The 23,199-nt window shown below is 36.3% G+C and carries 27 protein-coding genes; 20 read left to right on the top strand and 7 right to left on the bottom strand.

Features of this window, described 5'->3' with window-relative positions:
• The 5 genes from Q0252_RS06705 to Q0252_RS06725 all read left to right on the top strand — a co-directional run.
• Positions 1 to 744 (top strand): type II CAAX endopeptidase family protein (locus tag Q0252_RS06705; RefSeq protein ID WP_297984756.1); only part of this gene is annotated, 744 nt, incomplete at its 5' end.
• A 21-nt stretch (positions 745 to 765) separates the two neighbouring features.
• The gene (gene rdgB / locus Q0252_RS06710; protein ID WP_297984757.1) at positions 766 to 1,344 is read left to right on the top strand and encodes an RdgB/HAM1 family non-canonical purine NTP pyrophosphatase; all 579 of its coding nucleotides are present in this window, start codon (positions 766 to 768) and stop codon (positions 1,342 to 1,344) included.
• An 84-nt stretch (positions 1,345 to 1,428) separates the two neighbouring features.
• A complete protein-coding gene (locus Q0252_RS06715) occupies positions 1,429 to 2,346 on the top strand; it encodes a ribonuclease Z (RefSeq protein ID WP_297984758.1) in 918 nt (305 codons plus the stop codon).
• 149 nt (positions 2,347 to 2,495) lie between these two features.
• Positions 2,496 to 3,266 carry a TIGR02757 family protein gene (locus tag Q0252_RS06720; RefSeq protein ID WP_297984790.1) on the top strand — a complete coding sequence of 257 codons (771 nt, stop codon included), beginning with the start codon at positions 2,496 to 2,498 and terminating at the stop codon, positions 3,264 to 3,266.
• Between the two features lie 23 nt (positions 3,267 to 3,289).
• A complete protein-coding gene (locus Q0252_RS06725) occupies positions 3,290 to 3,868 on the top strand; it encodes a hypothetical protein (RefSeq protein ID WP_297984759.1) in 579 nt (192 codons plus the stop codon).
• On the opposite strand, the gene rsmA is transcribed toward Q0252_RS06725, so the two are convergent.
• Positions 3,865 to 4,632, bottom strand: coding sequence for a 16S rRNA (adenine(1518)-N(6)/adenine(1519)-N(6))-dimethyltransferase RsmA (gene rsmA, locus Q0252_RS06730; RefSeq protein WP_297984760.1), 768 nt, complete (start codon positions 4,630 to 4,632; stop codon positions 3,865 to 3,867). The genes Q0252_RS06725 and rsmA overlap by 4 nt on opposite strands.
• A gap of 91 nt (positions 4,633 to 4,723) precedes the next feature.
• On the opposite strand from rsmA, the gene Q0252_RS06735 reads away from it, so the two are divergent.
• The 5 genes from Q0252_RS06735 (at position 4,724) to rluF (ending at position 8,392) form a co-directional block, all read left to right on the top strand.
• Entirely contained in the window at positions 4,724 to 5,623 is a 900-nt protein-coding gene (locus tag Q0252_RS06735; protein ID WP_297984761.1) for a permease-like cell division protein FtsX, read from the top strand.
• Positions 5,624 to 5,625: 2 nt separating this feature from the next.
• On the top strand, positions 5,626 to 5,928 hold the full coding sequence (locus tag Q0252_RS06740) for a DUF3098 domain-containing protein (protein ID WP_297984762.1): 303 nt from the start codon (positions 5,626 to 5,628) through the stop codon (positions 5,926 to 5,928).
• A gap of 70 nt (positions 5,929 to 5,998) precedes the next feature.
• The gene (locus Q0252_RS06745; RefSeq protein WP_297984763.1) at positions 5,999 to 6,814 is read left to right on the top strand and encodes an undecaprenyl-diphosphate phosphatase; all 816 of its coding nucleotides are present in this window, start codon (positions 5,999 to 6,001) and stop codon (positions 6,812 to 6,814) included.
• Positions 6,815 to 6,943: 129 nt separating this feature from the next.
• Positions 6,944 to 7,648: a tRNA pseudouridine(55) synthase TruB gene (truB, locus tag Q0252_RS06750; RefSeq protein WP_297984764.1), complete on the top strand. Its 705-nt coding sequence runs from the start codon at positions 6,944 to 6,946 to the stop codon at positions 7,646 to 7,648.
• Positions 7,649 to 7,672: 24 nt separating this feature from the next.
• Positions 7,673 to 8,392, top strand: coding sequence for a 23S rRNA pseudouridine(2604) synthase RluF (gene rluF / locus Q0252_RS06755; protein ID WP_297984765.1), 720 nt, complete (start codon positions 7,673 to 7,675; stop codon positions 8,390 to 8,392).
• Between the two features lie 134 nt (positions 8,393 to 8,526).
• Here rluF and Q0252_RS06760 read toward each other — a convergent pair whose 3' ends face one another.
• Complete coding sequence (locus Q0252_RS06760; RefSeq protein ID WP_297984766.1) at positions 8,527 to 9,888, bottom strand: helix-hairpin-helix domain-containing protein; 1,362 nt, start codon at positions 9,886 to 9,888, stop codon at positions 8,527 to 8,529.
• Positions 9,889 to 9,952: 64 nt separating this feature from the next.
• Positions 9,953 to 10,294: a MerR family transcriptional regulator gene (locus Q0252_RS06765; protein ID WP_297984767.1), complete on the bottom strand. Its 342-nt coding sequence runs from the start codon at positions 10,292 to 10,294 to the stop codon at positions 9,953 to 9,955.
• Positions 10,295 to 10,369: 75 nt separating this feature from the next.
• On the opposite strand from Q0252_RS06765, the gene Q0252_RS06770 reads away from it, so the two are divergent.
• From Q0252_RS06770 to Q0252_RS06785, 4 genes are all read left to right on the top strand, one after another.
• Complete coding sequence (locus Q0252_RS06770) at positions 10,370 to 11,254, top strand: SMP-30/gluconolactonase/LRE family protein (RefSeq protein ID WP_297984768.1); 885 nt, start codon at positions 10,370 to 10,372, stop codon at positions 11,252 to 11,254.
• Positions 11,255 to 11,419: 165 nt separating this feature from the next.
• Positions 11,420 to 13,201 carry a 30S ribosomal protein S1 gene (gene rpsA, locus Q0252_RS06775; protein WP_297984769.1) on the top strand — a complete coding sequence of 594 codons (1,782 nt, stop codon included), beginning with the start codon at positions 11,420 to 11,422 and terminating at the stop codon, positions 13,199 to 13,201.
• 52 nt (positions 13,202 to 13,253) lie between these two features.
• Positions 13,254 to 13,814 (top strand): hypothetical protein, encoded by a 561-nt coding sequence (locus tag Q0252_RS06780; protein WP_297984770.1) that lies wholly within the window; start codon positions 13,254 to 13,256, stop codon positions 13,812 to 13,814.
• A gap of 18 nt (positions 13,815 to 13,832) precedes the next feature.
• Complete coding sequence (locus Q0252_RS06785) at positions 13,833 to 13,973, top strand: hypothetical protein (RefSeq protein WP_297984771.1); 141 nt, start codon at positions 13,833 to 13,835, stop codon at positions 13,971 to 13,973.
• A 53-nt stretch (positions 13,974 to 14,026) separates the two neighbouring features.
• Here Q0252_RS06785 and rplS read toward each other — a convergent pair whose 3' ends face one another.
• The gene (rplS, locus tag Q0252_RS06790) at positions 14,027 to 14,380 is read right to left on the bottom strand and encodes a 50S ribosomal protein L19 (protein WP_297984772.1); all 354 of its coding nucleotides are present in this window, start codon (positions 14,378 to 14,380) and stop codon (positions 14,027 to 14,029) included.
• A gap of 179 nt (positions 14,381 to 14,559) precedes the next feature.
• Between rplS and Q0252_RS06795 the strand changes: the two genes are divergently transcribed.
• From Q0252_RS06795 to Q0252_RS06805, 3 genes are read left to right on the top strand one after another with little or no spacing between them, the layout of a single operon-like run.
• A complete protein-coding gene (locus tag Q0252_RS06795) occupies positions 14,560 to 14,778 on the top strand; it encodes an SDR family oxidoreductase (protein ID WP_297984773.1) in 219 nt (72 codons plus the stop codon).
• 10 nt (positions 14,779 to 14,788) lie between these two features.
• Positions 14,789 to 15,493, top strand: a complete 705-nt coding sequence (locus Q0252_RS06800; RefSeq protein WP_297984774.1) for a CoA transferase subunit A — start codon at positions 14,789 to 14,791, stop codon at positions 15,491 to 15,493.
• Positions 15,493 to 16,149: a CoA transferase subunit B gene (locus Q0252_RS06805; RefSeq protein ID WP_297984776.1), complete on the top strand. Its 657-nt coding sequence runs from the start codon at positions 15,493 to 15,495 to the stop codon at positions 16,147 to 16,149. Before Q0252_RS06800 ends, Q0252_RS06805 begins: the two co-directional genes overlap by 1 nt.
• Before the next feature lie 135 nt (positions 16,150 to 16,284).
• Here Q0252_RS06805 and Q0252_RS06810 read toward each other — a convergent pair whose 3' ends face one another.
• Together Q0252_RS06810 and Q0252_RS06815 are read right to left on the bottom strand one after the other, a co-directional pair.
• Positions 16,285 to 16,809 (bottom strand): helix-turn-helix transcriptional regulator, encoded by a 525-nt coding sequence (locus tag Q0252_RS06810; protein ID WP_297984778.1) that lies wholly within the window; start codon positions 16,807 to 16,809, stop codon positions 16,285 to 16,287.
• 150 nt (positions 16,810 to 16,959) lie between these two features.
• On the bottom strand, positions 16,960 to 18,057 hold the full coding sequence (locus tag Q0252_RS06815; RefSeq protein WP_297984780.1) for a TerC/Alx family metal homeostasis membrane protein: 1,098 nt from the start codon (positions 18,055 to 18,057) through the stop codon (positions 16,960 to 16,962).
• A 346-nt stretch (positions 18,058 to 18,403) separates the two neighbouring features.
• Between Q0252_RS06815 and Q0252_RS06820 the strand changes: the two genes are divergently transcribed.
• On the top strand, positions 18,404 to 19,510 hold the full coding sequence (locus Q0252_RS06820; RefSeq protein WP_297984782.1) for a M14 family zinc carboxypeptidase: 1,107 nt from the start codon (positions 18,404 to 18,406) through the stop codon (positions 19,508 to 19,510).
• A gap of 120 nt (positions 19,511 to 19,630) precedes the next feature.
• Here the strand turns inward: Q0252_RS06820 and Q0252_RS06825 are convergent, their stop codons facing one another.
• Entirely contained in the window at positions 19,631 to 20,125 is a 495-nt protein-coding gene (locus tag Q0252_RS06825; RefSeq protein ID WP_297984784.1) for a DUF4920 domain-containing protein, read from the bottom strand.
• A gap of 155 nt (positions 20,126 to 20,280) precedes the next feature.
• Between Q0252_RS06825 and Q0252_RS06830 the strand changes: the two genes are divergently transcribed.
• The gene (locus Q0252_RS06830; protein WP_297984786.1) at positions 20,281 to 21,699 is read left to right on the top strand and encodes an APC family permease; all 1,419 of its coding nucleotides are present in this window, start codon (positions 20,281 to 20,283) and stop codon (positions 21,697 to 21,699) included.
• 709 nt (positions 21,700 to 22,408) lie between these two features.
• Positions 22,409 to 23,199, top strand: a 791-nt coding sequence (locus Q0252_RS06835) for a 1,4-dihydroxy-2-naphthoyl-CoA synthase (protein ID WP_297984788.1), incomplete at its 3' end; no start/stop codon positions are given.

The following is a 23,199-nucleotide window of genomic DNA, read 5'->3' on the forward strand; positions in this document are numbered from 1 at the left end:
ATCGCTTTTGTGAATGTTTTTTTTATGTTTTTCATGAAAGAAAATTTCCAGTACAATGATGCATTTCTTATGATATCTAATGCTTTGATGTGGATAGGAGCTATTCTCGCTTTCGATTATTTTATTTGCAGACCGCAAACGGGAAAAAAACTCAATTTCAACTTTTCGCCCAAAAATGTTTCAACTTATCTCCTGATTTTTCCGATGATGCTCGGAATGATGCTGATTGCAGAATTTATCACAGGTAGAGTTCCTGTAACCGGTCCTTTTTTTGGAAAGATGTACGAATTCTTTTCAAAGTTGATGGAACAAATGTCAAAAGACACTTCCGTTATGATTGTGTTGGCGGTTTTTATGGCGCCGATTTTCGAAGAAATTGTTTTCCGCGGAATTATCCAAAAAGGGATGATTAACAAAGGCATGAAACCTATGAAAGCGATTTGGATTTCTGCGTTAATTTTCGGAATTGTTCACGGAAATCCATGGCAGTTTGTAGGTGCAGTTTTGTTGGGATTTGTTTTAGGAATTGTGTACGAAAGAACCAAATCTTTACTAATGCCGATTTTGCTTCACGCTTTTAATAACGGAGTTTCCACAGTTTTGCTTCATTACGGAAAAACAGAAAGTTTGGCAGACTTTTTCGGCTTGTCTGAATATTTAATTTTAGCAGTCGGAATTGCTCTTTTTGCCTTATTTTATTATCTTTTTACAAGAAAATACAGAGTTCATTATTCTGAAAATTAATCCTCTTATCAATCATCATTTATGGCAAAGGAAATCCTTATTGCAACTCACAATCAACACAAAAAAGAAGAAATTCAGCAAATTCTCGGAGATAATTTTTTCGTTAAAAGTCTAACCGATTACGACATCCACGACGAAATTGTGGAAGACGGAAATTCCTTCGAAGAAAATGCTCAAATTAAAGCGGAATATTGCTTCCAAAAAACCGGAATTCCGAGTGTTGGAGATGATTCAGGTTTGGTGGTGGAAGCATTGGATGGAAGACCGGGAATTTATTCCGCACGATATGCAGGAAACCACGATTTCGCCAAGAATATTGCCAAAGTTTTGGAAGAAATGGAAGGGGAAATCAATAGGAAAGCTTATTTCATCACTGTTTTATGCTTCTATGATGAAAACGAACCGAAATTTTTTGAAGGAAGAGTGTACGGAAATTTACTCACCGAAAATAAAGGGCACAAAGGTTTCGGTTATGATCCAATTTTTGTTCCGGATGGTCACGAAATCACTTTCGCAGAAATGCTTCCCGAAGAAAAAAATAAAATATCGCACCGCAAAAACGCAATGGATTTATTTTTGGATTTTCAAAAACAGATGTAATTCAGAGGTTTAAATAGCGATAATTCTACCCAAATACTTCTGCAACGCAACTTTTAATTACATTTGTAATATTAATCTATATTTTTGAGCACTTATCTTACCATTCTCGGCTTCAATTCGGCAATTCCAACTGTGAATTCTTCTCCGACTGCGCAATTGCTCGAGATGGAAGAACGCCATTTTTTGATAGATTGTGGTGAAGGAACTCAGGTTCAGCTTAGAAAAGCAAAATCGAGATTTTCGAAAATCAACCATATTTTTATTTCGCATCTTCATGGCGACCACTGTTTTGGTTTACCGGGACTCATTGCGAGTTTCAGGCTTTTGGGACGAGAAACGCCGCTTCATGTGTATGGTCCGAAAGGAATTAAGGAAATGCTTGAAACCATTTTCAGAATTACTGAAACGCACAAGGGTTTTGAGGTGGTTTATCATGAATTGCAAAGCAATGCTTCCGAGAAAATTTTCGAAGACAGCAGAGTAGAAGTCTATACGATTCCGCTCAATCACAGGATTTACTGCAACGGTTATCTGTTCCGAGAAAAACCGAAAGAACGACATCTGAACATGGCCGAAATTTCGAAATACCAAGAAATTGAAACCTGCGATTATCACAATTTAAAACTGGGCAAAGACTTCGTTTTGAGTGATGGCTACGTTTTGAAGAACGATGTACTCACTTTTGAGCCTTCAAAATCTGTAACCTATGCTTTTTGTAGTGATACACGGTATTTGGAAACCGTAGTTCCAATTGTAAAGAATGTGGACGTTTTGTATCACGAATCCACATTCCTGCATGATTTAAAGGAAATGGCAGATTATACAGGACATACAACAGCTTTAGAAGCGGCAAGAATTGCGAGAATGGCCAATGTTGGAAAGTTAATTCTCGGACATTTTTCCAACCGTTACGGAGATTTGACGGTTTTCACTGACGAAGCCCGCGAAGTTTTCCCGAATACTTTTTTGCCAAAGGCTTTGGAGCCGGTTAAAATTGGATAATTAGAAACCACAAAAGGCACAAAAGCTTTATGTTGTCTTGAAATTATTCAAAAGTGAAATAAGACTTTTGCTCCTTTTCTAAGCATTAATTTTAAACTTAATTAAAATACTTTTGTGACTTTTGTGGTTGAAAAAATATGGTTGAAAAAATGAATTTCAGCGGACTAAAAAACTTCCTCGACGAAAAAGCCGAGTTCTACAACGACAAAAGCTTTGTGGAGAACGACCCGATTCAGATTCCGCACCGTTTCTCATTGAAACAGGATATTGAAATTGCAGGTTTTTTAACGGCGACCATTTCCTGGGGAAACAGAAAGTCCATCATCAACAATGCCGAAAAAATGATGAATTGGCTTGGAAATTCGCCCTATGATTTTGTGATGAATTACATATCGGGAGATTTGGATTTTATAGAAAATAGAGCCGTTCACAGAACTTTCAATACGGAAGATTTTAAATTTTTTATTGAAAATCTTAACCGGATTTATCAGCAAAACGATTCACTGGAACATCTATTCAAAACCAATCATTCTGAAGCCAATTTCTATCACGCTTTGGAACGTTTTAGAACGCAGTTTTTTAATGAAGATTTTTCGCACAGAAGTTCAAAGCATGTCAGTTCGACGTATAAAAATTCATCAGCAAAACGTTTGATGATGTTTCTTCGCTGGATGGTTCGGAAGGATAAAAAAGGCGTGGATTTCGGTATTTGGAAAGATATCGATGCAAAATTTTTGTCGATTCCGTTGGATGTTCATACCGGAAATATTTCACGAAAACTCAGTTTGATTCAAAGAAAACAAAACGACTGGAAAACAGTGGAAGAATTGGATGTAATTTTGAGAAAAATGGATGCTAAAGATCCCGCAAAATATGATTTTGCCCTTTTTGGATTGGGTGTTTCGGGCGATTTTGAGTAATTTTGTACAAACGCATTGAAAAAATGAGAAGAGAAACAAGGAACATTCAGGCTTTGGAAAAAGCTGCAGAAAAAATCACAGCCTGGGTTGGCTCAATTCCATCATTAATCGTTCATACCATTCTTTTTTTGGTTGCGTTTCTGCTTCCTGTCTTCAAAGTAATTGAGTTCGACCAAATGCTGTTGATTTTAACGACGATTCTTTCATTGGAAGCCATTTATTTATCAATTTTCATTCAGCTATCAGTAAACCGAAGCCGCGAACATATTGAAGATTTGAAGGAAGACGTATCTGAAATTCAGGAAGACATCGAAGATATCCAGGAAGACATCGAGGAAATCAGCGAGGATATTGAAGAAATTAGTGTAGATATCGACGACATTCAGGAAGATATCGAAGAAATCAACGAGGACGAAGAAGAGGAGGAAGAAGATCACAACGAACGTGCAAAAAATGTAATGCTGAAGAGCAAAGTTTCTTCCAATAAAAACGAAATCAAAGCCTTAAAGGAAATGATTTCAAAACTTCAGGTTCAACTCGAAGAAATGAAAAATGAAGAGGATGATGAAGACGAGGACGATGAACACGAAGAAAATTTCTAAGCGTTTTTCCATTCATTCGTAAACGAAATAAAATCTTCCACCGACAATTCTTCGGCTCTTTTATCCAAAAATGCGTGCGTTTTCAAGGCTTCAGGAATATTAAGGATTTTCAAAGCGTTGCTGAGCTTTTTCCTTCTTTGGTTAAATCCTGCCTTTACAATTTGTTTGAACAACACTTCGTTTCCGGCTAATCCGCGTTTCGGATTTCTTGTCATTTTAATCACACCCGATTTTACTTTCGGTGGCGGATTAAACACATTTTCATGAACAGTAAACAAATATTTCACATCATATAAAGCCTGAATCAAAACCGAGAGAATTCCGTAATCTTTCGTTCTGGGAACTGCCGCAGTTCTTTCTGCAACTTCTTTCTGAAACATTCCGACCATTTCCGGAACCTGTTCGTAATGGTCGATAATTTTAAACAAAATCTGCGATGAAATATTGTACGGAAAATTTCCAATCACTGCGATTTGTTCATTTGAAGCAAAAGCGAAATTTGTTTTCAGAAAGTCGCCAACAAAGCTGTTTTCGGAAAGTTTGATGTAATTTTTTTTGAGATAATCAATAGATTCAGTATCAATTTCGGCCAAAAATACTTCATCATCTCGTTCGAGAAGATATTTGGTAAGAACGCCCATTCCGGGACCCACTTCCAAAACTTTTTGATAACCTTCGAAACTTAATCCTTCTACAATTTTACGGGCGATATTTTCGTCGGTAAGAAAGTGCTGTCCTAGATGTTTTTTTGCCTTTACACTCAAGATTTTTTATGATTTTATTAACACTGATTTTCGTTGATTCTTCGGCAAATTTCGGAAGATTTTTTCTATTTTAGCCGAAAATTTTTATTTGATGGCAAAAACAGTTGATGATTTTAACAAAAGCAGACTCCGTTCGAGCAATATTACCGTGGTGGTTTCCATTGCTTTAGTGTTGTTTTTGTTAGGTTTAATGGGGCTTATCCTGATTAACGCACAGAAATATTCGGATTATATTAAAGAGCAGTTGGTGGTTAATGCCTACTTCGACGAAAATTACGACCCGAAAGATTCTTTAAAAATCGACAAACAGGAGAAAACTGCTTTGCAAACCATCGAAAAACTGACGCCTGTAAAACGTGCAACTTACATTTCCCGTGAAATGGCCGCAACAGAAGCCAAAAAAAGTATGGGGATTGAAAGTGATGCACTTTTCGAAGAAAATATTTTTCCCTCTTCTGTGGAGGTCGCTTTAAAACCGGAATATGTTGACCCTGCAAAAATCGACGACGCTATGAAGCAACTTAAATCAGTTCCCGGAATTGTTGATGTAAAAAACAACAGCGAACTGATGGTGGAAGTGTACAATAATCTGAACAGAATCTTGAAGTGGATTCTTGGTTTCTCTTTACTGTTCCTTGTTTTGGCAGTGGTTTTAATTAACAACTCTATACGTTTGAAGATTTTCTCGAAGAGATTTATCATCAAAACGATGCAGTTGGTTGGAGCAAAACGCAGATTTATTTTACAGCCTTTCATCAAAGAAGCCATTGTTTTAGGATTAATTGGTTCTGTCATCGGACTTTTGGCCTTATTTGGAGTGTGGTATTATTTCACAAGCGAAATCGGACAGCAGTTTATTCAGCAAGACCCAAATTATCTTTGGCTGATTCTTTTGGTTTTTGCGGTGGGAATTATCATCACCGTTTTAAGTACGATTTTTGCGACGTGGAGATTCCTTAAATCTAATGTGGACGATTTATATTACTCATAATCATGGCTAAAAAAAATCAGAAATTTTCTGCAGACCAATTCGGCTCAGAAACGAAAGTTGCCGCAGAAAAACAAAACTTTTATTTCGGAAAAGAAAACTACAAATGGATGTTGATTGGTTTGGCTATGATTGTTGTAGGATATCTTTTGATGATGGGAGCCGACGCCAATACTGTTGACGGTAAATACGACCCGAATTCCTGGAACGAAGGTATTTTCTCCATCCGCAGAATCCGCATTGCGCCGCTTTTGGTGGTAGCCGGATTTGCAGTAGAAGTATACGCGATTTTAAAGCGAAATAAATAACGAAATTCAATACCCGAAACTTTGTCAAAGATTCAGAACTTTGACAAAGTTTTTTTTTATTCAATAAACTATGGATTTAATTAAAGCAATCATCATTGCCATCATCGAAGGTCTTACAGAATATCTTCCGGTTTCCTCTACAGCGCACATGATTTTCACGAGTTCTATTTTCGGAATTCAGAATGATGAGTTTGTAAAGATGTTTCAGGTTTCCATTCAGTTCGGAGCCATTCTCGCGGTAGTTTTTCTGTATTGGAAGAAATTTTTCGATTTCAAAAACCTCAATTTCTATCTGAAATTGGCTGCAGCTGTTGTTCCTGCTTTGGTTTTGGGAAAACTGTTCGATGACAAAATTGAAGCTGTGTTAGGTGACCCAGTTCCTATCGCTATTGTTTTAATTATTGGCGGAATTTTTCTGCTTTTTATTGATAAAATTTTTACAACACATACCATTGATGACGAGAAGGAAATCTCTTTCAAAACAGCCATTATTATTGGTTTTTGGCAATGTTTGGCCATGATGCCCGGAACAAGCCGAAGTGCTGCTTCCATCATCGGTGGAATGCAGCAGAAATTAACCAGAAAAGCTGCGGCGGAATTTTCGTTTTTCTTGGCTGTACCTACCATGTTGGCAGTAACAACCTATTCAATTTTCCTAAAAGACTGGAATCACAACGGTGTTGAACAAAAGGGCTACGAAATGCTGATGCAGGGAAATAATCTGACGATGTTTTTGGTAGGAAATGTTGTAGCTTTTTTGGTTGCTGTAATTGCGATTAAGTTTTTTATCGGCGTTTTAACCAAGTATGGTTTCAAACCTTGGGGTTGGTACAGAATTATTGTCGGAATTGCTTTGCTGATTTATTTTACTCAGTTTAATAAATAATTTTTGGGCAGCTATTTCCGTCTTCCGCTCCCAATCTTTTTATTGCGCGGCGCCGAAGGCGCCGCGCAATAAAAAGGATTTCCGCTCAAGCCGGGCTGCAATGCAGAAATACTTCCAAATTTTGGATAAATGACAGATACAGATTTCTTAAACGGACAAATTCTCCTTGTTGACAAACCTTTGGACTGGACAAGCTTTCAGGCGGTGAACAAGTTGAAATACAAGCTGAAAAGAGAATTCAGTTTGCCCAAGAAATTCAAAATCGGGCATGCCGGAACTTTGGATCCGCGTGCAACAGGACTTTTAATTGTTTGCACCGGAAAATTCACAAAAAAAATTCCGGAAATTCAGGATGCCCCGAAAGAATATTTAACAGAAATTAAAATCGGTGTTCAAACCGAATCTTACGATACCGAAAAACCTGAAATTTTACATCAGGATTATTCGCACATCACAGCAGATTTCATTAAACAAGCTTTGGAGAAATTTGTTGGAGAAATAGAACAGAAACCACCCATTTTTTCAGCCATCAAAATTGATGGAAACCGCGCTTACGATTTAGCCAGAAAAGGCGAGGAAGTAGAAATGAAATCCCGCAAAACTACCATTCATTACATCAACGAAGTAGAAATAGACTTACCTTTTGTGAGATTTACCGTAGGTTGCTCTAAAGGAACTTATATCCGAAGTCTAGCGCACGATATTGGTCAGGAATTAGGAGTTGGAGCGTATTTAACCAATTTAAGAAGAACAAAAATCGGTGAATATTCTGTAGAAAATGCTTCATCAGAAATGCTTACGAACGATTTCAGGTTTTCAGAACAAAATTTATAATTTATCATTCATAATTCATAATTCGTGGAAACTCGCATCAATAAATATCTTTCCGAAGTCGGCTACTGTTCCAGAAGAGCCGCTGATAAACTTTTGGAAGAAGGCAGAATAACCGTGAACGGCAAAAAGCCGGAATTGGGCACTAAAGTTTCCGAAGAAGATGAAATATTGGTTGATGGAATTTCGATCCGAAAAACGGAAGAAGAGCATGTTTATATCGCTTTAAACAAGCCGGTCGGAATAGTTTGTACTACCGACACAAAACGCGAAAAAAACAATATCGTCGATTTCGTGAATCATCCGAAAAGAATTTTCCCCATCGGAAGGCTTGATAAACCAAGCGAAGGTCTTATTTTGATGACTTCTGACGGAGATATTGTGAATAAAATTCTTCGCGCGAGAAATAACCACCAGAAGGAATATGTTGTTCGTGTTGATAAACCAATTACTCCGAAATTTTTGGAGAAAATGCGCAACGGAGTTCCTATTCTTGATACGGTAACTAAAAAGTGCGAAGTGGAACAGATTGACACTTTGAGCTTCAGAATTATCCTAACACAAGGTCTGAATAGACAAATCCGAAGAATGTGCGAATATCTCGGTTACGAAGTGAAAAAGCTCAAGCGCATCCGAATTATGAACATCAAACTGGATGTTCCCGTCGGAAAATGGCGGGATTTAACTCCTGCGGAAATGCAGGATTTAAACAAGCTTCTGGCTGATTCCAGCAAGACTTTTGATTAATTTATTCTCGCAGATTGAGTGGATTTGGCAGATTAACATCTTTATAAGTATATTTTTTTCATTCTTCATTTCGCTTTGCTCCGTTCCAGATTGACAGGAGAAAAATTCCCCAATCCGCTTAATCTGCTAGAGACTTACTTCAGATACAAACGCATTTTTGCTTCATATTCGGGCTTAACTTTAATAAATTTCCAAATTTTCTTGTCGTCCGGATTGGAGATTCTATAGAAAATAATTTTATCGGCTGAAAATTTAAAGTAGGGATGATTTTTAAGCCAATTTTCGGGAGCATCAACTAAAGAGTATTTAGCTACATTGGATGCGTCAAGATTCGCTTTTAATGCTAATTGTTGAGCCAAACTTCTGTCAATTTCAAAGGTTTCGGAGATTTGATTTTTATTCACAAAACCACCCAATTTTTTCCTGAAACTTAACATCATTGCCGCATCTTTTTCAGTGAAGCCGAATTCCCGAAGCTGTTTAAAGGAAATTTGATTTAAATCTACTTTACTGAAATCGGTTTTTACTTCCGGAACTGTTGTTTCTGTCGTTTTTGATGTGTAAGAATAACTGTTTGTAGGAACGTTTTTAAAATTTTCAGGATTTAACTTGATGAAAGGTTTCATTTCGGCAAAACGGTCTTTAATCATAAAACATTTTTCAACATCTTCAAGACTTCGAAAGCTTCCTTTCAGGTAATTATTTTTGTATTTTAAGATTGAAGCTGCCTGATTTTCTGTAAAGCCCAAAGCTTTCCAACCTTCTAAGTCCAACAAATTTGGGTCGAATTCATGGTATTGAATCTTTGGTTTTTCAAAGGTTTTATTGGATGTAAAACTTCTGAAATTTTCCGGAGTTTTTTCAGGTAGCATCAAATAAGGAGCAAGTTTCGCGTAATTTTCAGCAGAAATAATAAAACATTCTTTAAATTTTTCTTTGCTCACAAAACTGCCACCGAGATAGTTTTTATATTTCAGAATTGCATTAGCTTGATTCTCTGTAAAACCCATATTCATCCAACCGTTTACAGACAGTTGGTCAGGATTAAATCTTCCTGAAATTTTGAGTTCCTTTTTCTCATATTTTCTGAAATCAAAATTTGGATTCTTCGTTTCTGAAGTGGTTTCGGGAAGCAAAATATATTGGTTGAGTTCCTGAAATTTTTCTTCAGAAATTCCGTAACATTTTTTCAGCTGTTCTTTGGAAACGAAATTGCCACCGACAACTTTCTTGTAATTCAGAATGGTTTTAACCTGCTTTTCCGAAAAGCCTAAATTTTGCCACTGCTTATCATCCAAATCATTGGGATTGAATTCCGATAAAATTAAAGGCGTAACCAATTCATATTCAGAAAGAAACTGAACTTTCGGGATTTCTTCGTGCTGCTGATTTTTGTACCACGCAAAACCGATTTGAGAAAAAGCAATCGTTGCGCCCAATAAAGACAGGGCAATAAACTGCTTTTTTCTCATCCGTTGTGGAAGAGAAGCTTTCATATGTGTGTTTTGTTTTAAACTAATTTAAGAATAAAACAAAATACTTTTAAGATTAAATTGAAAATTATTCAGGTTTATCAACCAAAGACTCTTTAAGCTTGATTAATTCAGCTTTTACAAACTCAAGTCGGTCAATCATAGAAATGGTTTCGGAGATTTTGTTGTTCGTTGTTAAAGCAACACGGGCACCGTCCAAAGTATAGCCTTTTTCCTTTACCAAATGATAGATCATCTGGAGATTTTTAATGTCTTCGGGCGTGAAATATCGGTTTCCTTTTTTGTTTTTCTTGGGACGAATAATGGGAAATTCCTGCTCCCAGTAACGGATGAGCGAAGCATTTACATCAAATGCTTTGGCAACTTCCCCGATGGAATAGTAGAGTTTATCTGGTAAATTAAGTGTCATATTCTAAAGTCAAATATAAAAAAATTTGAAGAATATGCTTTTCAAACTTTGTAAATTGCATGAAGATTTTACCCTATGAAAAATTACACTCTTATTTTAGTATTTTTTTTGTGGAATTGTGTCTCAAGAAATGCCAACCAACCTTTAATTTCGGAAGGAGCGAAGCCCACTTTAGTTTCAGACCAATTTGCCTTTACGGAAGGTCCGGCTTCCACTAAAGTCGGAAACGTTTATTTTACAGACCAACCCAACGATATTATTTATTTATGGAATTGGAGAACGAACAAAGTTTCAGAATTTTTAAATAAAACCGGAAGAGCCAACGGAACTTACATTTCCAATGAAGGTAAACTGTTGACTTGTTCCGATGAAAATGGAGAAATCTGGGAGATTTCTGCTGATGGAAGTTCAAAAATAATTCAGAAAAATATTGGAGGACAAAGAATGAACGGCCCTAATGATTTATGGCAGGATAATTCCGGCGGAATTTATTTTACCGACCCTTTGTATGTTCGCGATTACTGGAAAAATTTTAAACAAGAAATACCAAATGAAAGTCTGTATTACAGAAATCCAAATGGAACAATTACAAAAATTGACGATTTTCAGCAACCAAACGGAATTATCGGTTCAGAAAAATTCAAAAAATTATATGTTTCTGATATTGATGCCGGAAAAACGTATGTTTACGACATTGCTTCAACCGGAAAACTTCAGAACAGGAAAATTTTCTGCGACATGGGTTCGGATGGAATGACTTTGGATGAACGCGGAAACCTTTATTTAACGGGAGATGGCGTTACAGTTTTCAATTCAAAAGGAGAAAAAATTCAACATATTGAAGTTCCTGAAAAATGGACAGCCAATGTAACTTTTGGTGGCGAAAATCATCAGACACTCTTCATTACTGCATCAAAATCTGTTTATACCCTGAAAATGAATGTGAAAGGCACGAAATAAATTTGTATTTAACTGTTAATTGTATTGAAAAAATGCGTAATTTTGCACCACTTTTTGTGGAACCCTATTGGCGAAGTTAAATAACTCACAATTAACATCTTCCGGAAGTTTTCAGAACCACATTAAGCCAACGCTGAAAAACCACGGAATACAAAGTATTTTATTATGTCTGAAATTAAAGACGAGGTTCTTTTGAACCAAAACGTAGCACCTGAACAATTTGACTGGGATTCTTTCGAATCTGGTCTTGATGCTGATGCTAGAAAAGAAAAAAGCGATTTAGAAGAAATCTACAACGGTTCTCTTAACAATCTTAGTGAAAACGATGTATTGGTAGGAAAAGTTGTAAGAATGACTGATAAAGAAGCTATTGTAGACATCAACTTCAAATCTGAAGGTGTTATTTCTCTTAACGAGTTCCGTTACAACCAAGGTCTTCAAGTTGGAGACGAGGTAGAAGTAATGGTGGACAGAAGAGAGGACAAAACCGGTCAACTTCAATTGTCTCACAAGAAAGCCAGAACGCTTAAAGCTTGGGATAGAGTAAACGAACTTCACGAAACTGGAGAAATCGTTAACGGTTTTGTAAAATCTAGAACTAAAGGAGGTATGATCGTTGACATACACGGTATCGAAGCGTTCCTTCCAGGTTCACAAATCGATGTTAAGCCAATTAAAGATTACGATCAGTTCGTAGGTAAAACGATGGAGTTCAAAGTGGTTAAAATTAACCCTGAGTTCAAAAACGTTGTTGTATCTCACAAAGCATTGATCGAAGCTGACATCGAAGGACAGAAAAAAGAAATCATCGCTCAGTTGGAGAAAGGTCAGGTTCTTGAAGGAACTGTTAAAAACATTACTTCTTACGGTGTATTCATCGATCTTGGAGGTGTTGACGGTCTTATCCACATTACTGACCTTTCTTGGTCTAGAGTTAACCATCCATCAGAAATCCTTGAAGACGGACAAACTGTAAAAGTTGTAATCCTTGATTTTGATGATGAGAAAACTAGAATCCAGTTAGGTATGAAGCAGTTGGAAGCTCATCCTTGGGATGCACTTTCTTCTGATTTGAAAGTTGGTGATAAAGTAAAAGGAAAAGTAGTAGTTCTTGCTGATTATGGTGCATTCGTAGAGGTTGCTCCAGGTGTAGAAGGATTAATCCACGTATCTGAAATGTCTTGGTCTACTCATTTGAGAAGCGCTGGAGATTTCGTAAAAGTTGGTGATGAAGTAGAAGCTGAAGTTTTAACTTTAGACAGAGAAGAAAGAAAAATTTCTTTGGGTATGAAGCAACTTTCTAACGATCCTTGGGCGAACATCGAGCAGAAATATCCAATCGGTTCTCAGCACAAAGGTACTGTTAGAAACTTCACAAACTTTGGTGTATTCGTAGAATTGGAAGAAGGTATCGACGGTTTGATCTACATCTCTGATCTTTCTTGGACTAAGAAAATTAAGCATCCAAGCGAATTCTGCAACGTTGGTGATAAACTAGACGTAGTAGTTCTTGAATTGGATACAGCAGCAAGAAGACTTTCTTTAGGTCACAAACAACTTCAGGAAAATCCTTGGGATAAATTCGAAACTAAATATGCTGAAGGAACTGTACACACAGGAACTGCAACAGAAGTTTTCGATAAAGGAGCGCAAGTTCAGTTCGAAGATGCTGAAGTAGAAGCTTTCTGTCCTGCAAGATTGTTGGAGAAAGAAGACGGTTCTAAAATCAAGAAAGGAGAAACTGCTGAGTTCAAAGTAATTGAATTCAACAAAGACTTCAAGAGAGTTGTTGTTTCTCACACAGGTATTTTTAGAGACGAAGAAAGAAAGAATGTTAAAGAATCATCTTCAGCTAAACCCGCTGCAACTTCAGGAGAAGAAAAAACTACTCTTGGTGACATCGATGCTTTGGCAGAATTGAAAAAGAAAATGGAAGGAGGTAACTAATCCCGAAATTTCTTTATAAATTTAAACCACTCCGTTTTGGAGTGGTTTTTTTATGAATTCTAATTTTGAAATACGTTCTCCTGAACCAATTTCTGAGCATTTCAGAAGTTTAAATTTCAATACCTTTTCTGAAGCAGCCAATTACATTCAAACCTTACCTTACAAAAGGAATCCGGATAAAACCGACGAGTTATCTGTTCTGAAAGATCAAGGCGGAACTTGCAGTACAAAACATGCTGTTTTGAAAAGATTGGCTGACGAAAACAAACATCCAGCAATAAAATTGATGCTCGGAATTTTCAGCATGAAAGCTACTTACAGCGAAAAATTAATTCCTGTCTTCGAAAAATATAGAATTGATGAAATGCCCGAAGCACACAATTATTTGAGGATTAATGGCAAAGTAGAAGATTTCACAGCGAGAAACTGTAAAGAATTTGAGAATGAATTAATTGTTGAAGTAGAAATTCAGCCAGAACAAATTATAGATTTTAAAGTAAGTTATCACAAAGAATTTCTGCGGAAATATTTAGCGGAAAATCCTCATATTCCTTATAGTTTGGATGAATTCTGGATCATTCGGGAATCCTGCATCGAAGCGTTACAAAATTAGTTTTCCGCAGATTGTTATATGGTTTTAATGCCCAGAAATATTGGGAAAACCAAAGAAGTGGTTCAGAAAAAAATGTCAGAAAATTCAAAATTTAATCAACAAATAGAAACCTCTGTGAAAAGAATTATCCGAATGAAAATCTTTCTCGGACTTATCTAATAAAAAAAACCACCGAAATTTCGGTGGTTTCTCTTGGTATAACTTTAAGGAGATTACTTCTTGTAAGGCACATCCTTAATTCTTGCTTTTTTACCTCTAAGATCTCTGAAGTAGTAGATTCTTGCTCTTCTAACTTTACCTCTTCTGTCAACTTCAATTTTCTGAAGCGCTGGTAAGTTAATAGGGAAAACTCTTTCTACACCTACATCACCACTCATTTTTCTGATGGTAAAAGTCTTAGTAGCTCCGGTTCCTCTCAACTGAATTACAGTTCCTTTAAAGAACTGAGTTCTTGTTTTTTGACCTTCTTTAATTTCGTAATACACAGTGATGGTGTCACCGGCTTTGAATTCAGGGAATTCTTTTTTAGCAATGTACTTTTCCTGTACGTACTTTAATAAATCCATTTTTATATAAAAAATTTTTTGTCAAGCTAAACAACATTCACGTCCTTCGTCAGAGGTTGATTAACAGGCTGCAAAAATAGAAATTCTTTTCACAATATGCAAGTCTTTCAAAAACAAATCATTAAACAGTTTCATATTTTGAGTCATTTGGTATTAAATTACCGTTAAATGAATGTTTTATGACCCCGTTATTAGAAGGACAGATAAAAAATCAGGCGCTAACTCACGGAATGTCAGAAGATGAGGTCGTAGAAAAAGTAATGCTGAAAAAACAGGCTGTAAAAAGTTTCGTACCGGTTGAAAAAATTGGAGAAATGTGCGTATTTTTAGCTGCAGAGAATGCTACTTCAGTTTCCGGCACAACTTTCACCTTAGACGGAGGTTGGAGTGCACAGTAAAAGTTAAAAAATGATAGACAAAAGAGTAAATAACGCCAAAGAAGCCATCGCCGGAATTTCAGATGGAATGACGCTCATGTTAGGAGGTTTCGGACTTTGCGGTATTCCTGAAAACTGTATTAACGCTTTGGTAGAAAGCAATGTAACAGATTTAACATGTATTTCCAACAACGCCGGAGTGGACGATTTTGGATTGGGATTGTTGCTTCAGAAAAGACAAATCAAAAAAATGATTTCGTCTTATGTAGGAGAAAACGCCGAATTTGAAAGACAGATGCTTTCCGGAGAATTGGAAGTAGAACTCACACCACAAGGAACTTTAGCTGAAAAATGTCGCGCTGCACAGGCCGGAATTCCGGCATTCTATACACCTGCAGGTTACGGAACTGAAGTTGCCGAAGGTAAAGAAGTGAAAGATTTCAATGGAAAACCACATATTTTGGAACATGCTTTTCATGCAGATTATGCAATTGTAAAGGCTTGGAAAGGTGATCACGCCGGAAATTTAATTTTCAAAGGTTCAGCCAGAAATTTTAATCATCCAATGGCTGGAGCAGGAAAAATTACGATTGCTGAAGTGGAAGAATTGGTAGAACCGGGACAATTAGATCCGAACCAAATTCACATTCCGGGAATTATGGTACAACGTATTTTCCAAGGCGAAAATTTTGAGAAAAGAATAGAGCAACGTACAACCCGTAAAAAAGAAGACTAATGCTGACGAAAGAACAAATAGCAAAACGCATTTCAAAAGAAGTAAAAGACGGTTACTACGTAAACTTGGGCATCGGAATTCCAACTTTGGTGGCGAATTATGTACCTAAAAATCTTTCTGTAGAATTTCAAAGTGAAAACGGAGTACTAGGAATGGGACCTTTTCCTTTTGAAGGCGAAGAAGATGCCGATATTATTAATGCAGGAAAACAAACGATTACAACACTTCCTGGAGCTTCATTTTTCGATTCTGCTTTCAGTTTTGGAATGATTAGAAGTCAGAAAGTAGATTTAACGATTCTAGGAGCAATGGAAGTTTCCGAAAACGGAGATATTGCGAACTGGAAAATCCCGGGAAAAATGGTGAAAGGAATGGGTGGAGCAATGGATTTGGTGGCTTCTGCGGAGAATATTATTGTTGCAATGATGCACGTTAACAAAGCAGGAGAGAGCAAAATTCTAAAAAATTGTACACTGCCTTTAACAGGTGTTGGTTGCGTGAAAAAAGTGGTTACCGAATTGGCTGTAATGGACGTTACGCCAAATGGTTTCAAACTTTTGGAAAGAGCTCCCGGAGTTACAATGGATGACATTGTAAAAGCCACCGAAGCTAACCTGATTGTGGAGGGAGAAATTCCTGAAATGGTTATTGATTAAATAATTGAAAATAAATAACAACAAGTAAATTTATATCATTGAAAAATCCTTTCCGGTTCCGGGAAGGATTTTTTTATGAAAGATTTATGCAACTTTTCAAAGATTTAAATTCTTCTGTGCCTTTTGTGGTTTAAACTAAGGTTCAAAACTCTCAAATTTTCCATTTTCAAAGAAAATAACCACTCTTTTTATTTTATTTTCCTGATTTTCAATATGTTGAACGATGTTTTGATTTTCCTGAACTTCTAATCGCTGAGAATCGCCCGTTTTAAATGTATTTAAACTTTGTCCAGGAATTTCAGATTCTCGTTGTATTGGTTTTGAAACGCGGTCTTCACTTTCCGTAATTCCAAAATTATCATCATCAATTAAGGAGAATAAATCGGGCAGGGAAGTTGAATTAGATTCTTCATTTGTACTGGCTAATGCTGCCTTTTCATCGGCTTTTTGAAGCATTTCACCTTCTCCTTTAATGAGCCAATCCCATTCAAGTTCAGGGAAACGGTCTTTAATTTTAATCAAGAAATCAAGAGACGGTTTATTTCGTCCGGAAGTGATATGCGAAATGTTGGAACGCTGCACATCAATCTCGTCTGCAAATTCAGAAGAGGTAAATTCGGAGTATTCGATAACCTTTGTAATTCTTTCGTTCAGATTCATGTGAAAGGGTTAAAATTTACATTTACAAATGTAATAATATAATTTACAAATATAAAATACAAATGTTAATCAAAACAAAGAATAAGAATTTACAAAAATAAAATCAGCATACTATTATACTGATTTATAGTTATTTGTTTAAATTTACAATTATATATTTCGATGTAAATTATCATCATTTTCGGGGTCATATTTAATTTTTCGCTCTTTTTTGATTTCAGGGAAAATTAGTGAGAGTAGAATACTCAATCCTAAAATCGACACGATTACCAATAAAGAATGTGTGGTTGTGAATCCCCATTCTTCCAGATAATGATGGAATAACATCTTCAAACCAATAAAAGTCAACAGAACAGAAAGCCCTACTTTCAGGAATCTGAATTTGTCTATAATTCCGGCTAAAAGAAAGAACATTGAACGAAGACCAATAATCGCAAAAATATTGGAGAAAAAAACAATATAAGGATCTTTGGTAACAGAAAAAATTGCAGGAATACTGTCCACAGCAAAGATTAAATCCGTCGCTTCTACTATTAATAATACTAAGAACAAAGGAGTAATTTTCTTTATCCCATCAATGGTGACGAAGAATTTATTTCCAACAAAATTATGATGAACCTTAAAGAAACGGTTCGCAAATTTTACAACAGGATGGTTTTGAGTATCAATTTTATCATCATCATCTTTATCGAAAAACATTTTTATCCCGGTAAATACAAGAAAAGCTCCGAAGACGTACATTATCCAGCTGAACTTTTCAATAAGTGCTGCTCCTACGAAGATGAAGATAAAACGCATCACAATTGCTCCTAAAATACCCCAAAAAAGAACTCTATGATAATTTCTTTGCGCAACTCCAAACGCAGTAAAAATCAGCACCATAACAAAGATATTATCTACGGAAAGTGCATATTCAACGACATAACCTGTAAGAAATTCTATTCCTAAATTTTGGTTATAAATCTGAAGACTGTGTTCTAAGTCATTCGGAACAATTTTAATAGGATGTTGATGCTTTCCTATGACATGGGTGAGTTTATCCATACTGTCGATGCCGTGGAGTAGGTGACCGTAATTAATCAATAAAAAATAAAATCCCATGGCCAAGGTAACAACAAAGAAGCTCATCAACCCGGCCTGTTTCATCGAAATGGTGTCGGATTTTTTCTTTAGAAGACCTAAATCAAGTGCAAGAATAAAAAAGATAAAAACTAAAAAACCTATTAAGAAAAGCGTCTCGTTTGTCATAGAAAAAATAAAAACAAAGATAGAGATTTCTTAATTTTAAAAATTTACAATTGTGTATTTTTGAAGTTGTTAACAATGTGAATTTTGTTTACGCGTTTAATTTTTTTTCTCATAATCAGGGTTTTCCACAGTGTTTTTCACTTCAAGTATAATTAAAAATATTATTTAAATAAATTAAATTATATATTGATTTCCAATTAATTACAATATAAATTTAAAAATAATTCAATCCACAATTTTACTAACAGACATTCTGACATTTTGACCTGTTTGATGTTTTTACAGAAGTTAATTTTTATTTTCAGTTCAAAAAAATTAAATTTGAATCTTGTAAAATGACGTACTGATGCTTGAAACTTCTGATTACCGCCAATGCCCTGATTTTCCAAACCGGTATATTTCCCCAGAAAAATTATTTTTTTATTTACAGACGAATCTCAGCGATTATATTTCTGAGGTTGGGACTTCTTATCTTGGGAAACCAATTTATATGCTGCATCTTGGAAGTGGTTCCACGAAAGTTTTAGCATGGTCTCAAATGCATGGAAATGAATCGAATGCCACACACGCCATGCTCGATTTGTTGGAAATTTTTAAAGAAAAGCCAGAACTCAAAAACAATCTTTTCAGCAAAATCACGCTTGATTTTATTTTCATGCTGAATCCCGACGGTTCTGAGAAATGGACAAGAAGAAATGCTTTGGATATCGATATGAACCGCGATTATCTAAAACTTTCGAGTAAAGAATTTCCTATCCTGAAAAATATTGCGGAAAAAGGAAACTATGATTGTGCGCTCAATCTTCACGAGCAGCGCACCATTTTTACAACCGACGGCGAAAATCCTGCAACGCTCTCCTTTTTGGCTCCTGCTGAAAATTTTGAAAGAGAAATTACTGTAACCCGAAAAAAAGCGATGGCAGTAATTTCAAGGATTTATAATAGAATGAAATTGGAAATTCCTAATCAGGTAGCACGTTATAATGATGAGTTTTATCCGACTTCTGCTGGTGATAATTTTACAAAAATGGGAATTCCGACTATTTTATATGAAGGTGGACATTTTCCTGATGATTATAAAAGAAAAGGAACCCGAAAATATTACACGATAGCTTTATACGAAGGCTTGAAAGCGATTGCTGATTTAAACGGTTCTGATGATGGTTGGGAAACGTATCTTGAAATTCCTGAAAATCAGGAAAGTCATTTTGACATTATTTACCGAAACGTAAAACTGAATACAGATTTCGAATGTGTCTTGGATATTGCAGTGCAGTACAAAGAAGAAATCCGCGAAGGCGACGATGAAATTTCTTTTGTTCCGGTGGTGATGGAAGTAGGAGATTGCGGCAAAAAGAAAGGCTGGAAGGAAATTGACTGTAACGGAAAGTTTTTCAAATCGGAAAATAAATTTCCGAAACTGGACGCTTTACAGAATTTCGAAATTATTTAATTGTTTTTTATAAAAAATTTCCGCCGCGACGAAGTCGCGGCGGAAATTTTATTTATAATTTAAGTAAAATGAACAGTATTAAACTGTTTCAAACCACATAAAACCATTTCAAAGCAAGAATTACTCAACAACTTTTATTCCTGTTGCCTGCATTCTTACTTCTTCTTTCGGTTTGGTAATCGCATCAATTTCAGATTGAGGTTTTTTTGCGTCTTCCGCAAAATGTTTCAGTTCTTTCACAGAGGTTACTTTCTTTTCAGCGCTGCCTTCAACCACAACCATTTTACCTTCTAAAGCCAAAGGAACCAAGAATGCATGGTCTTTATTCTTTACAAAAAATCTTTCGCCGTTATCGGTTTCAAGGGTTAACCAGCAACCTTCAGCTTTGCAGACTTCTTTTACTTTTCCTTTAACAACCGTGTTGTCAACTTTGTCAGATTTTTTAAGTTTTTTCTGCAATTTTTTGGTGGAAACCGTTTTTGCATCGGCTTTTACAGAAGCTCCGTAAGAATCTCCTACCAAAGCTTTTCCGGGAGGTGGACCTTTATGTTCCGCTTCCTGTGCGAAAGCAACTGTTGAAAATCCTAATACTAAAAGAAATATGAATTTTTTCATCCTATAAAATTTTTACAAAAATAATAAATTATAGTTATGCTATGTTTAAAATAATTATGGATTTCAAAAAAATGATAAATTTGAAACCGGTCAAAAAGAAAACGATAATAAGTTTATATTTGACTCCAATATTTTTCAAAACATTCTAAAAAACTATGAATAAAAAACTCAAACTTTGGGACGCAACGATGCTCGTAATGGGTTCCATGATTGGAAGCGGAATTTTCATCGTAAGTTCCGATATGATGCGTAATCTCGGTTCCGGTTACTGGCTTATCGCGGTATGGATTATTACAGGAATTATGACCGTTGCGGCTGCTATTTCTTACGGCGAATTATCATCCATGTTTCCAAAAGCAGGTGGACAGTACACTTACATGACTGAAATTTTCGGAAAAATGACCGGATTTCTTTACGGATGGGGATTGTTTACCGTCATTCAAACAGGTACTATTGCGGCTGTTGCCATGGCTTTCGGAAAATTTACGGCGTATTTGGTTCCTTGGCTCAATAATTCAGACCCTATATTCCAAAGTGGAAGTTTTAAAATTACTTGGGTGCAGATTTTGGCCATCATCATCATTATGCTCCTTACTTATGTGAATACCAAAGGTGTAAAAAACGGTAAACTGCTTCAAAATGTCTTTACAGCTTCCAAAATTATTTCACTTTTAGGATTAATCGTTTTCGGATTTTTACTCGTAAAAAATTCGATGTGGGACGGGAATATGAGTTTTGGATGGAATGCGTTTCAGGATTTCGGTAAAGAAGTAGGGAACAACCTCGTACCAACTGGCTGGAAAGAAATCGGCGGAATGACTTTAATGGGCGGAATTGCTGCTGCAATGGTTGGTTCCGTTTTCAGTTCTGTAGCTTGGGAAAACGTAACTTTCGTTTCCGGAGAAATTGAAAATCCAAAGAAAAATGTTGTCAAATCAATGGTTTTGGGAACTTCTGCGGTAATGATTTTGTATCTTTTGGTGAATTTGGTTTACTTAAATGCGCTCGACAGAGACGGAATTGCATTTGCAGATAAAAACCGTCCTGCTGTTGCCGCTTCCGAAGCTATGTTTGGTCATGTTGGAACAATTATTATGGCAGTTTTGGTGATGATTTCCACTTTTGGCTGTATCAACGGATTGGTTTTGGCAGGGGCAAGAGTGTATCAAACCATGGCAAAAGACGGATTATTCTTCAAGTCCGCCATCGAAAATAATAAACACGACGTTCCCGAAAAATCTTTGTGGATGCAGGGAATTTGGGCTTCGGTTCTTGCGCTTTCAGGCCAGTACGGCGATTTATTGGACATGATTTCGTTTGTTATCGTGTTGTTCTATATGATTACCGTTTTCGGCGTAATTTATATGAGAATCAAAAAACCAAACGCAGAAAGACCGTACAAAACATGGTTATATCCTATCACTCCAATTCTGTATTTGTTGATTGGAACAGCGTTTTGCGTACTTCTCATCATTTACAAACCACAATACACTTGGCCAGGATTTATCCTGATTTTAATAGGTTTGCCTGTGTATTTGTTCATTAACAGGAAAAATAAGAAGCAACAAGGCTAGAAATTTTTAGGAATTTCAGTCCTGCTTTCTATTTCAATCTTTTTACGCGGCAGCGAAGCTGCCGCGTAAAAAGATTTCCATTACAAAACGAGGAACAAGTTTCGGCGATTCTTTTGAAAAAAAATATTAAAAAAGAAGCCAATCGGGGCTAAAAACCTCTTCCAGTTTTTTTCCATCGAAAAATTAGGCAGAATCTCAACCCTTTGAGAGTTTTAGACTCTGATAGGGTTTTCCTTTATCCAGAGATTTCATAAAATTATCAATGTGTTAAACTTTTCAAATTCGCCCATTCGTGGCAGCAACTCCACTCTTAGCTAAGTGAAACGCTTTTGTGCCCTTAAAAGATAAGATTAATCCGTAGTGAGTTAAGAATAAATAATTTAACCAATTGACTAATAATATCATAGCGCAAAGACCGCAGAGAATTTTTTAAAAGATATTTAAAAAAAGTTCGTAAAGTCGCTTCGCTTAGCAATTGAAATGCTGTTTTGGATGCTTAATTTTGCTAAACGAAGTGGCTTTGCGATCATAATATCTTGATTATTAATCAAATAATTCTTTGCGAACATTGCGTTAAAAATATAATCTAAAAGGATTTCATTTTGTATTAAATTTCGTAAAAATAATCATTCAAAAACACCCTCATTCTTCGGGCTTCACGCTTCCATCTTCCAACCAAATTCCGTATTTTTGTTCAAAATTTTTTACAATGAGTGCAGACTGGAAAACAGTAAAAGAATACGAAGATATTACCTATAAAAAATCTAATGGCGTTGCACGTATCGCCTTCAACAGACCGGAAATCAGAAACGCTTTCCGCCCAAAAACCACTTCAGAATTATATGACGCTTTTTACGACGCTTACGAAGATTCTTCGATTGGCGTTGTATTGTTAACTGGAGAAGGTCCAAGTCCCAAAGATGGGGGACATGCTTTTTGTAGTGGAGGCGACCAAAAAGCTCGTGGACACCAAGGTTATGTGGGAGATGATGGACGACACCGTCTCAATATTTTGGAAGTTCAGCGCTTGATTCGTTTTATGCCGAAAGCGGTAATTGCCGTGGTAAATGGTTGGGCTGTAGGCGGTGGACATTCACTTCACGTGGTTTGCGATTTAACATTAGCTTCTAAAGAACACGCTATTTTCAAGCAAACAGATGCCGATGTTACAAGTTTCGACGGAGGATACGGTTCAGCGTATCTCGCAAAAATGGTCGGACAGAAAAAAGCCCGCGAAATTTTCTTTTTAGGCAGAAATTATTCCGCACAGGAAGCTTTTGAAATGGGAATGGTTAACGAAGTAGTTCCTCACGCAGAGCTGGAAGACACTGCTTATCAATGGGCACAGGAAATTTTGGCTAAATCTCCAACTTCTATCCGTATGCTGAAATTTGCAATGAATTTAACTGACGACGGAATGGTTGGTCAACAGGTTTTCGCAGGTGAAGCAACACGTTTGGCTTACATGACAGAAGAAGCAAAAGAAGGTAGAAACGCCTT

The sequence above is a fragment of the uncultured Chryseobacterium sp. genome, assembly GCF_936933875.1.
Classification (GTDB): domain Bacteria; phylum Bacteroidota; class Bacteroidia; order Flavobacteriales; family Weeksellaceae; genus CAKZIK01.

Coding starts and splice junctions, on each gene's coding strand:
- rdgB (WP_297984757.1), top strand. CDS start 766: ATGGCAAAGGAAATCCTTATTGCAACTCACAATCAACACAAAAAAGAA.
- Q0252_RS06720 (WP_297984790.1), top strand. CDS start 2,496: ATGAATTTCAGCGGACTAAAAAACTTCCTCGACGAAAAAGCCGAGTTC.
- Q0252_RS06725 (WP_297984759.1), top strand. CDS start 3,290: ATGAGAAGAGAAACAAGGAACATTCAGGCTTTGGAAAAAGCTGCAGAA.
- Q0252_RS06735 (WP_297984761.1), top strand. CDS start 4,724: ATGGCAAAAACAGTTGATGATTTTAACAAAAGCAGACTCCGTTCGAGC.
- Q0252_RS06740 (WP_297984762.1), top strand. CDS start 5,626: ATGGCTAAAAAAAATCAGAAATTTTCTGCAGACCAATTCGGCTCAGAA.
- Q0252_RS06745 (WP_297984763.1), top strand. CDS start 5,999: ATGGATTTAATTAAAGCAATCATCATTGCCATCATCGAAGGTCTTACA.
- truB (WP_297984764.1), top strand. CDS start 6,944: ATGACAGATACAGATTTCTTAAACGGACAAATTCTCCTTGTTGACAAA.
- Q0252_RS06760 (WP_297984766.1), bottom strand. CDS start 9,888: ATGAAAGCTTCTCTTCCACAACGGATGAGAAAAAAGCAGTTTATTGCC.
- Q0252_RS06765 (WP_297984767.1), bottom strand. CDS start 10,294: ATGACACTTAATTTACCAGATAAACTCTACTATTCCATCGGGGAAGTT.
- Q0252_RS06770 (WP_297984768.1), top strand. CDS start 10,370: ATGAAAAATTACACTCTTATTTTAGTATTTTTTTTGTGGAATTGTGTC.
- rpsA (WP_297984769.1), top strand. CDS start 11,420: ATGTCTGAAATTAAAGACGAGGTTCTTTTGAACCAAAACGTAGCACCT.
- Q0252_RS06780 (WP_297984770.1), top strand. CDS start 13,254: ATGAATTCTAATTTTGAAATACGTTCTCCTGAACCAATTTCTGAGCAT.
- Q0252_RS06785 (WP_297984771.1), top strand. CDS start 13,833: ATGGTTTTAATGCCCAGAAATATTGGGAAAACCAAAGAAGTGGTTCAG.
- rplS (WP_297984772.1), bottom strand. CDS start 14,380: ATGGATTTATTAAAGTACGTACAGGAAAAGTACATTGCTAAAAAAGAA.
- Q0252_RS06795 (WP_297984773.1), top strand. CDS start 14,560: ATGACCCCGTTATTAGAAGGACAGATAAAAAATCAGGCGCTAACTCAC.
- Q0252_RS06800 (WP_297984774.1), top strand. CDS start 14,789: ATGATAGACAAAAGAGTAAATAACGCCAAAGAAGCCATCGCCGGAATT.
- Q0252_RS06805 (WP_297984776.1), top strand. CDS start 15,493: ATGCTGACGAAAGAACAAATAGCAAAACGCATTTCAAAAGAAGTAAAA.
- Q0252_RS06810 (WP_297984778.1), bottom strand. CDS start 16,809: ATGAATCTGAACGAAAGAATTACAAAGGTTATCGAATACTCCGAATTT.
- Q0252_RS06815 (WP_297984780.1), bottom strand. CDS start 18,057: ATGACAAACGAGACGCTTTTCTTAATAGGTTTTTTAGTTTTTATCTTT.
- Q0252_RS06820 (WP_297984782.1), top strand. CDS start 18,404: ATGCTTGAAACTTCTGATTACCGCCAATGCCCTGATTTTCCAAACCGG.
- Q0252_RS06825 (WP_297984784.1), bottom strand. CDS start 20,125: ATGAAAAAATTCATATTTCTTTTAGTATTAGGATTTTCAACAGTTGCT.
- Q0252_RS06830 (WP_297984786.1), top strand. CDS start 20,281: ATGAATAAAAAACTCAAACTTTGGGACGCAACGATGCTCGTAATGGGT.